Below are 12,621 nucleotides of genomic sequence, written 5' to 3' on the forward strand. Positions count from 1 at the left end.
AGGCTGCGGCGGGGGGCCGGGCGGTGGCCGCCCCGGCGATGCCCCGGCAGGACGCGGCGCGGCCGGAGGGCCGTCCGGGCGGCCCCGGGGTCCGGCGTCCGGCCCGGGACGGGGACACCGTCCGGGAGCGCCGCCCCGCGGCCGGGCGGGAGCGCACCCCGGTGCCCGGCCGGGACCGCACTCCCCCGCCTGGGCGCGCCCCGCACACCCTGGGCGGGCGGCCGACGCCCCGGCAGCGGCTGCTGCGGCAGCGGCTGGTGGTGTTCGTGACGGTCACCCTGGGCGTGGCGCTGGCCATCGCCGTCGCGCAGGGCTGCGAGAACCGCGGCGCGCAGGGCCTGGGCCCGCAGCCCACCGGGGTGGCGACCGCGCCGGTCGAGTCGGCCAGCGGGACGACGCTGTCGGTGGACGGCGCGAACGCCGCCGGGCACGGCGGCACCGGGCTGGCCCCGTCGTTCGGCACCCCGCCGCAGGTCGACTGGCCCAACCTCAGCTACCCGGACCCGTCCGGCGGCCCGGCGATCCGGCTGCGCGACGGGCGCTCCGCCGAGGGCGGCAGCCCGCCGGTCTCGCTCTCCGCGGTGCTGCCCGCCCGCTACCGGGACGCGCAGGCCACCCTGGTGGTGCTGCGCCGCCTGGAGGGCGCGGTGCCGGTCGACCTGGTCCAGCTGTACGGCTTCACCGACGGCTCCCCCGTCCTGCTGGCGGACCGGGCCTCGGCGGCGAACCCGGAGGCGGGCGCGGTGTGGCGGGTGGAGAACGGCGCGCTGATCCGCGAGGAGAAGGTCGACCGGACGGGCGCGGTCTCCTCCACCCGGTACACCGTCCGGGCGGACGGCGGGCTGGAGGAGTCCTGGCCGGGCTCGGGCGTCTCGGGGTCGGCGGACTGAGGCAGCGGCTCGCCGGGCGGACGTCGGCGGCGGGCTCCCCTGCGGCAGCCGCCGGTGCGAACGGAGCACAGCGGCCGGCCGTCGGCGCGTCCCCGTGGTGGCGCACTCCCGGGTGGACGCCCCTTCCCCCGCCGGGGCCGGAGCGTCACAGGCCAGCGGCGTCCAGGCGGGCCCGGGCCTCGTCGGCCGGGAGGGCCGGGTTGGCGGCGGCGGCCCGGTGGACGGACGGGGACGGGTCGTCGAGCAGGGCGCGCAGGAGGGCCGGGGCGAGGGCGGGGTGGCGCGCGGCGGCGTGGCGGACGTGTGCCTCGGGGTCGGTGGCGAGGCGTTCCAGCAGGTGGGCGGGCAGCTCGGGGTCGCGCAGGGCGAGCAGCCGCATCCGGGGCGCGGGGTCGGCGGCAAGGCGGCGGAGGGCCTCGACGGGCAGCGGGAACTCGTCGGCGGGGCGCCAGGACATCGGCTTGAACGGGCGGTACTCGCGGTCGAGGCGTTCGGCGGTGGTCGGGTCGATCGGGTCGGGGCTGCTGCCCGCGGCGGCGAGCGCGACCTCGTTGTCGGGGTCGGCGAGCAGCCGGGCGCGGGCCGCGGCGGGCAGGTCGGGCGAGGCGGCGGCGGCGCGGCGGAGGACCGGGTAGGGCGAGTCGAGGTGCGGCAGCGGGTCGGCGGTGACCCAGGGCAGGTGGAGCATCCAGAGCTCGATGCCGACCTGGATGTGGTCGATCTCCAGCTCGATGGCGGTCTCCTCGTCCACGTCCTCGCCGGGCGGTTCGAACGGGCCGGTGACCGAGGCGTACAGCGCGGCGCGGTCGGCGGCGGGGGTGTCGGGGCGCGCGAAGACGGCGAGGCGGACCCGGGCGCCGGGGTCGGCGGCGAGGCGGTCGCGCAGCTCGGCGGGCAGGCCGGGGTGGGCGGCGAGGGCGTGGCGGACCTCCGGGTCGGGGTCGGCGGCGAGGCCTGCGAGGTCGGTGGCGGCCGGGTCGCAGTGGGCGACGGCGCCGGCCCGGGTGAGCGGGTCGGCGAGCAGGGCGGGGACGAGGTCGGCGGGCGGGACGGGGTGCGGCAGGCGGCAGAAGTAGGTGGCGCAGGCGGCGGCGCGGACGCTGCCTTCGGGGTCGGTGAGCAGGCTGCGGCGGACGGGCTCGGGGGCGGCGGTCCACCACTGGCCGAGGGTCGCGCGGACCTCCGGGTCGGGGTCGTGGGCGAGACGGGCGCGCAGGTCGGCGGGGGTGTGGTCGCTCTGGGCGAGCTCCTTGCGCACCTCGGGGGCCGGGTCGGTGGCGAACCGTTCGAACAGGTCGCGCTCCTCGTCGGGGGCGGCGGAGACGACCAGGGCGGTCCGGACGGACGGGTCGGGGTGGGCGGCGAGGCGGCGGCGCACCGGCTTCGGCAGGTGGCGGCTGAGGGCGACGGCGTGCGCGTCGTGGGCGATCAGGGTGTCGAGGTGGGGCGCGGTCAGGTCGGGGCGGCGGGCGAGGGCGTAGCGGAGGTTGTGGGAGCGGTGCGAAGCGGCGACCAGGCGGTCGAGCAGGTGGGCGGGCAGGGCCGGGTTCTCGGCCAGGCCCGCCAGGAAGTCGTACGGGAGGTCGGGCATGCGGGCGGGTCCCCCTTCAGCGGGCGGCGGGCTCAGCGGGTGGTGAGGCGGGCGCGGGCGGCGGGCCAGTCGGTGGCGGTCATCGTGTAGTGGAGCAGGCCGTGCGGCGGGGCGCCGGGGTCGGCGGGGCGGGCGCCGAGGCGGGTGACGGCTTCGCGGGAGCGGGTGTTGGCGGCGTCGACGCGCCAGCGGACCTCGGTGAAGCCTAGGGTGTCGAAGGCGTGGGCCAGCAGCAGGAGCTTGGCCTCGCGGTTGGCGCCGGTGCGCCACCAGCGGCGGCCGAGCCAGCTGCCGCCGATCTCGATCCGGCCGGTGCGGACGTCCCAGCCGTGCAGGTTGGTGGTGCCGATCGCGGCGCCGCTCGCGCGGTCGAGGACGGCGAGCGGGAGGCGGACACCGCGGGCGGCGTCGGCGAGGCGGGCGGTGACGATCGCGTGCAGGTCGTCCTCGGTGTGCGGGGTGGGGGCGCTGAGGTGGCGCCAGACCTGCTCGTCGCGGCCCCCGGCGGCGAACAGGGCGGGGACGTGTGCGGGGGTGAGCGGTTCGAGCCGCACCCGACGGCCCTCCAGGACGACGGGTGTCGGGGTGGTCGGCATGGCCGGGACGTTACCGGAGGGCGCCCGGGCGGCGTTGACGGCTTGTCAGTACGGGGCGGCAGCATGTGCGCATGATGTGGACGACCGACGCGATGCACGTCGCGTACTGCCAGTACTTCCTGTACGGGCCGGAGCTGCCGGACGGCTGGGACGCGCACGCGCTGGACCGGCTGTTCCACGGGAACGGGGTGGCCGCGGGCTGCCCGGACCACCTGACGGTGCTGTGCGGCACGCACACGGGGCTGATCCGGCTGGGGGTGGAGCGCTGCGCGCAGCGTCCGCCGGAGCCGGGGGCGGAGTGGGAGAGCGTGGTCGAGCTGTCGCTGCACAGCAGCGGTGAGCTGCGGCTGCGCGCCTGGGACGGGGTGGACGTCGACGGGCCGGGGAACCTGGCGCACGCCGGGCCGGGCTGGTACCGGGTGCGGGTGCAGACCCGCGGCCGGGACCGCGGGCGGGAGGCGGACACCGCGGCCCGCCCGGTGGAGGAGCACCGGCTGACGGTGTGGCCCGCTCCCCCGGCACCGGACCTGGTGCTGCGGGTCGGCGACCTGACGGGCCGTCGCCACCACGACCCGCGGCGGCCCGCGCCGCTGCCGATCCGGCCCCCGGCGGCGCGCCGGGCGGCGTGAGCGGGGCGGCCTGAGCGGGGCGGCGGGCGTCGGGCCAGCTGTACCAGCCGTCGCCGCGTTCCTCGTGGGAGGTGACGGATTCGCCGCCGGGGTGCCGGGCGGGAAGCACGCGTAGCCGTGCGGGGCGGGGACGCCGGTGCCCGCGGCGGTGGAGGTGGTCCCGGCGTGGACGGAAGCCCGGTGGCCCGGCGGACCGCGGATAATGGCGGTGTCGTGCGCCGGTCCGGCGGCGGTGCGGAGCGAGGCGGGAGAGGTGGCGGCAGCGGTGGCCCTGGTGGAGGGAGAGCGCGTCAGGCTGGTCGAGGACCTGGCGCTGGGCGGGGCGGCAGCCGGGGAGGACGGCCCGCTGGTGGGGTTCCTGCTGCTGGGCGCGGGCGTCGAGGGCACCGTGGTCCGGGTCTCCGGGGAGCTGCCGCCGCCCGAGGAGGTCCGCGAGTACGAGCGGTTGCGGGCCCTGTTCGAGGACTACGGGCACACGATGCCCGCGGAGAGCCTGCGCCGCCTGGAGGCGCAGCTCGCCGAACTGGAGCCGCGCTGGCGGGAGTTCGGCGCGCAGGGCCCGCGGAGCTCGGTGCGGGTCCGGTTCGACAACGGCTTCGTGCTGGACGACGCGGACGCGGCTGCGTTCGCCCGGCTGTGAGGGAGCGGCCCGGCCGTCAGCCGTGGTTGACGGCGTAGAAGGCGATCGCGGCGGCCGCGCCGACGTTCAGCGAGTCGATGCCGTGCGCCATCGGGATCCGCACCCGCTGGTCGGCGGCGGCCAGCGCCTTCGGGGTCAGGCCGTCGCCCTCGGCGCCGAGCATCAGCGCGGCCCTGGGCAGCAGGTCCGGGCGGGCCTTCGTGAAGTCCTCCGCGCCGGAGGGCGTCAGCGCCAGCAGTTCGAACCCGGCCTCCCGGACGGTGCCGAGCGCCTCCGGCCACGGGTCGAGGCGGGCGTACGGCACCGAGAACACCGCGCCCATCGAGGTCTTGACGGCCCGCCGGTACAGCGGGTCCGCGCAGTCCGGGGAGAGCAGCACCGCGTCCATCCCGAGGGCGGCCGCGGAACGGAAGATCGCCCCCAGGTTGGTGTGGTCGACCAGCCCCTCCAGGACGGCCACCCGGCGGGCCCCGGCGAGCACCTGCGCGGCACCGGGCAGCGGCTTGCGCTCCATCGACGCGAGCGCGCCCCGGTGCACGTGGTAGCCGGTGACCCGCTCGGCGAGCGCCGGTTCGACCAGGTGGACGGGCGCGTCCGCGTCCGCGATGACGTCCGCCATCACGCCCAGCCACTTGGCCGTCAGCAGCATCGACCGCATCCGGAAGCCGGCCGCCAGCGCCCGGCGGATCACCTTCTCCCCCTCGGCGATGAACAGCCCCTCGGCGGGCTCCCGGCGGCGCCGCAGTTCGACGTCGGTCAGGTCGGTGTAGTCGCTCAGCCGGGGGTCGGCGGCGTCGGTGACGGTGAGAGGCTCGGACACCGGACGATTTTCGCACGTCGGCGGCCGGGGCCGAGCCGCCCGCCTCAGGGGTTCAGGACGCCGACCACGTCGCCGATCACGATGACCGCCGGGGGCTTGATCCCCTCCGCGGCGACCGTCTCGCCGACGGTGGCGAGGGTGGCGTCGACGCGGCGCTGGGCGGCGGTGGTGCCCTCCTGGACGACGGCGACGGGGGTGTCCGCGGCGCGGCCGTGGGCGACGAGTTCGGCGGCGATCGCGCCGATCTTGTCGACGGCCATCAGCAGGACCAGGGTGCCGGTCATCCCCGCGACGGCCTCCCAGTTGGTGAGGGAGCGCTCGCCGGGGCCGACGTGGCCGGAGATGACGGTGAACTCGTGGGTGAGGCCGCGGTGGGTGACCGGGATCCCGGCGGCCGCGGGGACGCTGATCGACGAGGAGATGCCGGGGACGACCGTGACCGGGACGCCCGCCTCGACGCAGGCCAGCAGTTCCTCGCCGCCGCGGCCGAAGACGTACGGGTCGCCGCCCTTGAGGCGGACCACGAACTTGCCCGCCTTGGCGTGCTCGACGAGCGTGTTGTTGATCGCCTCCTGCGCCATGTAGCGGCCGTAGGGGATCTTGGAGGCGTCGATCACCTCGACGTGCGGGGGCAGCTCGGCCAGCAGCTCGCGCGGGGCGAGGCGGTCGGCGACCACCACGTCGGCGTCGGCGAGCAGGCGGCGGCCGCGGACGGTGATCAGGTCGGGGTCGCCGGGGCCGCCGCCGACCAGGGCGACGCCCGCGTCCCGGGCGCGGTACTGGCGGGCCGCGAGGGAGCCGTCGCGCAGCCCGGCCACGATGGAGTCGCGCAGCGCGGCGGAGTGCCGGGGGTCGCCGGTGAGGACGGCGACGGTCGCGCCGGAGTCGTGGCCGGAGGCGGGCGTCCAGGCGGTGGCGGCGGAGGCGTCGTCGCTGCGGGAGCAGAACACCCGCAGGCGCTCGGCCTCGGCGGAGACGGCGGTGTTGACGGCCGGGTCGTCGGTGGCGACCAGGGCGTACCAGGTGTCGACGAGGTCGCCGTCCGCGTACGGGCGCTGGTGCCAGGTGAGCTCGCCGGCGTCGGCCATCGCGGAGACCGCGGGGGTGGTGGCCGGGGATATCAGGTGGATCTCGGCGCCGGAGGCGATCAGCGCGGGCAGCCGGCGCTGGGCGACCTGTCCGCCGCCGACGACGACGACGCGGCGGCCCGCGAGCAGCAGTCCGACGGGGTACGGGGTGAGGCCCTGGGTGGACGGGTGGGGCGTGGGCGCGGTCATGAGGGGGAGCTCCTGGGTGGGCGGCGGTGCTGGGGAGGTCCGACGGGATCGGCCGGACGGCCCCACGGGCGGGAGCCCGGTGCCGGCGCGCCCTTGAGCCGGTACGGGTTCGGCGGGGCGGCCGCCCCCTCGCACTGCGGGGGCGGCCGGTGCCGTCGGGTCAGGCCTTCTCGGTGACCCCGGCGGAGTCGAAGGTGGCTACATCGTGCATCGCCCGGGCCGCGCTCTGCACCAGCGGGAGGGCCAGCAGGGCACCGGTGCCCTCGCCGAGCCGCAGGTCGAGGTCGATCAGCGGGCGCAGGCCGAGCTTGGCGAGCGCGGTCTGGTGGCCGGGCTCGGCGGAGCGGTGGCCCGCGATGCAGGCGGCCAGCACCTCGGGGGCGATGGCCTTGGCGACCAGGGCCGCCGAGCCGGCGATCACGCCGTCCAGGATCACCGGGACGCGCAGCGAGGCCGCGCCGAGCAGGAACCCGGCGATCGCGGCGTGCTCCAGGCCGCCGACCGCGGACAGCACGCCGATCGGGTCGGCCGGGTCGGGCTTGTGCAGGTCGAGGGCCTGCCGGACGACCGCGACCTTGCGGGCGTGGGTCTCGTCGTCGATGCCGGTGCCGCGGCCGGTGACCTCGGCCGGGTCGGTCTCGGTGAACACCGAGATCAGCGCGGCGGAGGCGGTGGTGTTGGCGATGCCCATGTCGCCGGTGATCAGCACCTTGTTGCCCGCCGCGACCAGGTCGCGGGCGGTCTCGATGCCGACCTCGACCGCGCGCAGCGCCTCGTCCCGGCTCATCGCCGGGCCCTGCGTCATGTCGTCGGTGCCGGGCTTGACCTTGCGCGGCAGCAGGCCGGTGGTGCGGCCCTGCTGGATGGCGTCCGGGAGTTCGGCGGCCACGCCGACGTCCACCACGCACACCTCGGTGCCGATCTGCGCGGCGAAGGCGTTGACCACCGCGCCGCCCGCCAGGAAGTTGCCGACCATCTGCGCGGTGACCTCCTGCGGCCACGGGGTGACGCCCTGGGCGTGCACGCCGTGGTCACCGGCGAAGATCGCCACGCAGCCGGGCTCCGGCACCGGCGGCGGGCACTGCCGGGCCAGGCCGGACAGCTGGGCCGCGATCAGCTCCAGCACGCCGAGCGAACCGGCGGGCTTGGTCATCCGCTTCTGCCGGTCCCACGCCTCGCCGAGCGCCTTGGCGTCCAGCGGGCGGATGCCGCGCAGGGTGTCGGTCAGCAGGTCGTGCGGCTCCTCGCCGGGCAGCGCGCGGTTGCCGTACTGCTCCTCGTGCACCACCCAGGACAGCGGGCGCTTCTTCGCCCAGCCCTGCTGCTGCAGCTCCGGCTCGTCCGGGAACGCGTCCACGTAGCCGACGCACAGGTAGGCGACGACGTCCAGGTGCTCGGGCAGGCCCAGCTCGCGGACCAGCTCCTCCTCGTCGAAGAAGCTCACCCACCCGACGCCCAGGCCCTCGGCGCGGGCCGCCAGCCACAGGTTCTCCACCGCCAGCGCGGCCGAGTACGGGGCCATCTGCGGCTGGGTGTGCCGGCCCAGGGTGTGCCGGCCGCCGCGGGTGCGGTCGGCGGTCACCACGATGTTGACCGGCGTCTCCAGGATCGCCTCGATCTTGATTTCCTTGAACTGCTTCGCCCGGCCCTTGGGCAGCGAGTCCGCGTACGCCTCGCGCTGGCGCTCCGCCAGTTCGTGCATCTTGCGGCGGGTCTTCGCGGAGCGGATCACCACGAAGTCCCACGGCTGCGAGTAGCCGACGCTCGGCGCGGTGTGCGCCGCCTCCAGGACCCGGATCAGCACCTCGTGCGGGATCGCGTCCGACCGGAAGCCGTTGCGCACGTCGCGCCGCTCCCGGATCACCTGGTGGACGGCCTCCCGCCCGGCCTCGTCGTACCCGGGCGCGGCGGGCGGACGCTCCTCCTCCGCGGCGGGCTCGACGGCGGCTTCGGGCGCCTCCGCGACCGGCTCGGGCGCCTCGGCCGCCTCGGCGGCGGGCTCGGGCGCCTGCTCGGCCTCGGGCTGCTGCGGTTCGGCGGCCGGGGCCTCGGGCGTCTCCACCGGGGCCTCGGCGACCGGCTCGGCCGCCTGCTCCCCGGCGGGGGCCTCGACGGGGGCCTCGACGACCGGCTCGGCGACCGGCTCGGCCTCGGCGGCCGGGGCTTCGGGCGCCTCCGTGACCGGCTCGGCCGCCTGCTCCTCGACCGGGGCCTCCGCCGCGGGCTCCACGGCGACGGGCTCCACGGCGACGGGCTCCACGGCGACGGGCTCGACGGCCGCGACGGGCTCGACGGCCTGCTCGGCGGCGGGTGCGGCCTGCTCGGCCTCGGGCTGCTGCGGTTCGGCGGCGGCCGGGGTCTCGGGCTCCAGCAGCGGCAGGCCCGCGGGGGCGGCGAGGAACGCGGAGATGCGCCGGTGCGCCCCCCGGCCGGACGGCTTGGCGGCCGGGTCGGGGATCGGCTCCGCGACGGCCTCGCCGCTCACCGTCTCCGCGAGCTCGGGCTGCACGTTCTCGGCCTGCACGTTCGCGGGCTCGACGGGCGCGGGCTGCTCGGCCGACGGGGCGTCAACTGCCGCCTCGGCGGCGACGGCAACGGCAGCCGCCTCGGGCTGCGGCTCCGACGGCACGGCCTCGGCCTCGGCCTCGACCGGAGCAGTCTCGGCGGCCTGCGGCTCGACCGGCGCAGCAGCCGCGATCGGCTCGACCGGCTCGGCCGGCTCGACGAACACCGGCGCCAGGTTCGCGGCGGGCCCAGCCACCGGCTCGACGACCGGCGCCACGACGGGTTCGGCGACCGGCGCGACGGCGACCGGCTCGACCGTCACGGCCTCCGCCGCGTTCTCCACCGCGGGCGCCACGGCCGCCGGCTCGGCGACCGGCTCGGTCACCGGCTCCACGACGGGTTCGGCCACGGGCTCGGCGACCGGCGCGGCCACGGCCGCCGCCGCGGCGGCCTCCACCACCTGCGGCTGCACCGGCGCGGGCACCTGGACGGCCGGGGCCTGCACCGCGACCGGCACGCCGTGCGCGGGGGTGCCGGTGGCCGGGGCCTGCTGCTGCACCGTTTCGGCGGCCGGGACCGGCACCCCGTGCGGGGGCGTGCCGCCGGGCGCGGACGGGCCGCGTTCGGCGAGGGAGCGGACGGGGACGTGACCGGTCATCAGGGACGGGTCGGGGATCGGCGGCCCGGCGTGCAGCGGGCGGCGCGGCTGCGGCGGCACGGGCTGCTGCACGGCCGTCGCGGTCGCGGCGGGCTGGGCCTGCGGGCCGGCGAGGTGCAGGGTGCCGCTGCCGTCGGCGGACCCGGCGGGCTCGGCGGGCGGCTGGCCGCTCTCGGCGACCGGCGCGGCCCCGGCGCTCTCGGCGGGCGGGACGACGGTGAGGACGGGGGGCGCGAGCGGCGGCCAGGAGGGCGCGACGGGGGCGCCGGGCGGCTGTTCGCCCGCGGCGGCGTGCTCGGCGCCCTGGGCGGCCTCGCCCCAGGCGGTCTGCGGGCCGGGCATCAGCAGGACGTCGTCCTCGTCGTCGCCGTCGGGCTGGTCGAGGAAGGTGTACGCCGGCCGCTGGTCGCCGTGCCAGGGCCCGGCGGGCGCGGCGGGCTGGAGGGGCGCGCCGAGGTGGGGCTCCGGTACGGCTCCGCCGGGCCCGGGTTCGGGCGCGAGGGGACCGGCACTGGGGGCGTGTCCGCCGTCGGTCATGTCAATGCTCCTTCCAGGCCGCTTGCGCGTCCTCGGCGAGGTCCCCGGAGGCCCCGCCCACTTCGCCGGAACGGAACCGCACCGACCCGTCCCTTACTCCATCGGCCGTCACCCGCACGGGTGGCGTGCCATCAGAAACAACGACGGCCCCGGGCAACCGGCACGACGGCGCGGCCGCTCCGGACCCTCACGGCATTCTTCCGGGCGGGTGCGCACCGCGTCGAATGCCCGCGAAGCGGGCCGTTCGGGTTGCAACGCGTCAAATGGGTGGCAACCGTGCCGGATCGGACACGGTGCTGCTTCGACGGGCTGGTCCCCGGGGAAACCCTACCGGCCGCGGCCGGGCCGATCTCGAAACCCTGTCCGGATGCGACGGGGATCACCGTACCGCCCGGGTCGGACGGTCCGCGGGGGCGGAAACGGAGATCAGTCGTACGGTTCTCCCCAGATCAGCAGGGTGTAGTCGCCGCGGCCGAAGGAGGGTCCGGCCTCCTCGTCGGCCTCGGCCCGCAGGGGGGCGGACTGCAGCAGCAGGGCGTCGGTGCGGTACCCGGCGGCGTCCAGGACGCGGCGGGTCTCGGTGGCCTCGGCGAGGCTGCGGGCGACGGCGACGACGCGTTCGGGCTTGCGGGCGGCGACGGCGCGGACCATCGCGGGGCCGCCCTGTTCGACGGCGGCGGCGTCGGGTTCGGGGAGCGCGCCGAGGACTTCGGGCCCGGCTCCGGCGGCGGTCTCGACCTCGACGCCGGCCTTGCGGGCGTTGGCGGAGATCCGGGCGCAGTCGGCGGGTTCGGCCTCGACGGCGACCACGGCGGCACCGAACCGGGCGGCTTCGACGGCGAGCGCGCCGTCCCCGGCGCCGACGGTCCACAGCAGGTCGCCGGGGGCGGGTGCGAGCCGGGCCAGCGCCAGCGCACGGACGTGCGGCGGTAGTGCGCGGGGGCGCCTGCCCTCGGCGTCCGCTCCGGCGTACGCCCGGCTGGGGAGGGCCCAGCCGCGCTGGGCGCCGGGGTGGTCGAGCGGTTTGCCGGCCAGCCAGCCGGAGGCGGCGTCGGCGGGTGGGACGTTGCCGATGACCAGGACGACCGAGGGGTCGCGCCAGTCGTGGTCGGGGACGCGCTCGGAGGTGAGGACGGTGACGTCCTCCTCCGGGGTGCCGAGGGCCTCGCAGACCACGAAGGTGCGGGGGACGCCGCGGAGCATCAGGGCGAGTTCGCTGGGCCCGGCGCCGCCGGTGGTGAGGACGGCGACCTTGGGGTGGGCGCGGCAGACGTTGGCGGCGCGGCGCAGGCGGCCGCCGTGGGCGGAGACCACCTGGGCGTCCTCCCAGGCCATCCCGGCCCGGGCGAAGGCGGTGGCCACCGAGGAGACGGCGGGCAGGACTTCGAGTTCGAGGCCGTACTCGGGGCGGCGCAGGGTGCGCACGACGCCGAAGAAGCCGGGGTCGCCCTCGGCGACGACGACGGCGGTGCCGCGGTGGTCGGCGATCCTCCGGGCGGCGGCCCGCAGGTCGGCGAGGCCGATGCGTTCGGCGCGTGCGGGGACGGGGAGGGCGGCGAGCTGGTAGCCCGCTCCGGCGACCAGGGTGGCTCCGGCGAGCGCGCCGGCGGCGGCCTGGGTCAGCGGGGTGCCGTCCCACCCGATGACCGTGATCCGGTCAGCCATCTGCGGCAGTTCTCCCTACGCCGTCGTTCCGCCCCTGGTGGGGTGCGCCGCGGGCGCTCCCTCGCCAGAGGCTACCCCCTGACCGGGGTTCAGCGGCGCAGGGCGTGGTGGCGGTCGTCGGGGTGGGCGGGTTCGGGCGGGTCGAGGTCCTCGGGGAGCAGGCTCCACACGATCAGGTCGGTGTGCTCCTCGGGCCCGGGGCCCCATTCACCGCCGCGGACTATGGCGGCGTTGCGCAGCACGCCTTCGCTGATCGCGCCGCTCTTCTGGGCGACCTGCTGGGCGGCGGTGTTGCCCGCGGCGGTGCGCAGTTCGAGGCGCTGGAAGCCGCGGTCCTCGAACAGCCACTGGGCGGTGCCGAGGACGGCCTCGGGGGCGTAGCCCTCGCCGCGGGCCCAGGGGGCGGTGACGAAGCGGACCTCGGTGGCGCGCAGGTGCCAGTCGGTGCGGTCGAGTTCGAGCAGGCCGACCAGCCGCTGGGTGAGGTGCTCGGTGACGGCGAAGACGATTCCGCGTCCCCGGGCGCGTCGTTCGGGCGCGTGGCGGGCGATCAGCTCGTGGGCGTCGGCCTGGCGGTAGGGGCGGGGGTGGCCGGTCCAGGTCTGGACGAGTTCGTCGTCGAGCATGGCGGCCAGTCCGGGGGCGTCCTGCTCCTCAAGGGGGCGCAGCAGCAGCCGTTCGGTGCTGATGGCGGTCTCGGGGAAGTTCGCAACCATGCCGTCTCTCCTCGCCGGGTCGTGGACACACCGTACGTCCCGCCCTTCGTCGGGCGTGCCAGCGTACCCGCTCCGCACCTCACGGCTCGTCAGCACG

The 12,621-nt window shown here is 77.5% G+C and carries 9 protein-coding genes and 1 pseudogene; 3 read left to right on the forward strand and 7 right to left on the reverse strand.

Annotated features, from left to right (window positions below):
• Window positions 1–890: pseudogene (locus tag OO57_RS18665) on the forward strand (hypothetical protein); the annotation flags it as partial.
• A 145-nt stretch (window positions 891–1,035) separates the two neighbouring features.
• Here the strand turns inward: OO57_RS18665 and OO57_RS18670 are convergent.
• Window positions 1,036–2,481 carry a hypothetical protein gene (locus tag OO57_RS18670; protein WP_051777934.1) on the reverse strand — a complete coding sequence of 482 codons (1,446 nt, stop codon included), beginning with the start codon at window positions 2,479–2,481 and terminating at the stop codon, window positions 1,036–1,038.
• A 32-nt stretch (window positions 2,482–2,513) separates the two neighbouring features.
• Window positions 2,514–3,077, reverse strand: coding sequence for a GNAT family N-acetyltransferase (locus OO57_RS18675; protein WP_033253674.1), 564 nt, complete (start codon window positions 3,075–3,077; stop codon window positions 2,514–2,516).
• 71 nt (window positions 3,078–3,148) lie between these two features.
• On the opposite strand from OO57_RS18675, the gene OO57_RS43935 reads away from it, so the two are divergent.
• Both OO57_RS43935 and OO57_RS18685 read left to right on the forward strand, forming a co-directional pair.
• Window positions 3,149–3,706 (forward strand): hypothetical protein, encoded by a 558-nt coding sequence (locus tag OO57_RS43935; RefSeq protein WP_158715163.1) that lies wholly within the window; start codon window positions 3,149–3,151, stop codon window positions 3,704–3,706.
• Window positions 3,707–3,959: 253 nt separating this feature from the next.
• Window positions 3,960–4,346 (forward strand): hypothetical protein, encoded by a 387-nt coding sequence (locus OO57_RS18685; RefSeq protein WP_234337398.1) that lies wholly within the window; start codon window positions 3,960–3,962, stop codon window positions 4,344–4,346.
• Window positions 4,347–4,362: 16 nt separating this feature from the next.
• Here the strand turns inward: OO57_RS18685 and OO57_RS18690 are convergent, their stop codons facing one another.
• The 5 genes from OO57_RS18690 to OO57_RS18710 form a co-directional block, all read right to left on the reverse strand.
• Window positions 4,363–5,166: a TrmH family RNA methyltransferase gene (locus tag OO57_RS18690; protein WP_033253676.1), complete on the reverse strand. Its 804-nt coding sequence runs from the start codon at window positions 5,164–5,166 to the stop codon at window positions 4,363–4,365.
• Between the two features lie 44 nt (window positions 5,167–5,210).
• Window positions 5,211–6,443 carry a uroporphyrinogen-III C-methyltransferase gene (gene cobA, locus OO57_RS18695; RefSeq protein ID WP_051777936.1) on the reverse strand — a complete coding sequence of 411 codons (1,233 nt, stop codon included), beginning with the start codon at window positions 6,441–6,443 and terminating at the stop codon, window positions 5,211–5,213.
• Between the two features lie 160 nt (window positions 6,444–6,603).
• Window positions 6,604–10,143, reverse strand: coding sequence for a nicotinate-nucleotide--dimethylbenzimidazole phosphoribosyltransferase (gene cobT / locus OO57_RS18700; protein WP_081973785.1), 3,540 nt, complete (start codon window positions 10,141–10,143; stop codon window positions 6,604–6,606).
• 426 nt (window positions 10,144–10,569) lie between these two features.
• Window positions 10,570–11,808 carry a precorrin-6y C5,15-methyltransferase (decarboxylating) subunit CbiE gene (cbiE, locus tag OO57_RS18705; protein ID WP_033253677.1) on the reverse strand — a complete coding sequence of 413 codons (1,239 nt, stop codon included), beginning with the start codon at window positions 11,806–11,808 and terminating at the stop codon, window positions 10,570–10,572.
• An 89-nt stretch (window positions 11,809–11,897) separates the two neighbouring features.
• Window positions 11,898–12,524 carry a GNAT family N-acetyltransferase gene (locus OO57_RS18710; protein ID WP_033253678.1) on the reverse strand — a complete coding sequence of 209 codons (627 nt, stop codon included), beginning with the start codon at window positions 12,522–12,524 and terminating at the stop codon, window positions 11,898–11,900.
• Window positions 12,525–12,621: the final 97 nt, after the last annotated feature.

The sequence above is a fragment of the Kitasatospora phosalacinea genome, from assembly GCF_000717185.1.
In the GTDB taxonomy this organism is placed as follows: Bacteria; Actinomycetota; Actinomycetes; order Streptomycetales; family Streptomycetaceae; genus Kitasatospora; species Kitasatospora phosalacinea_A.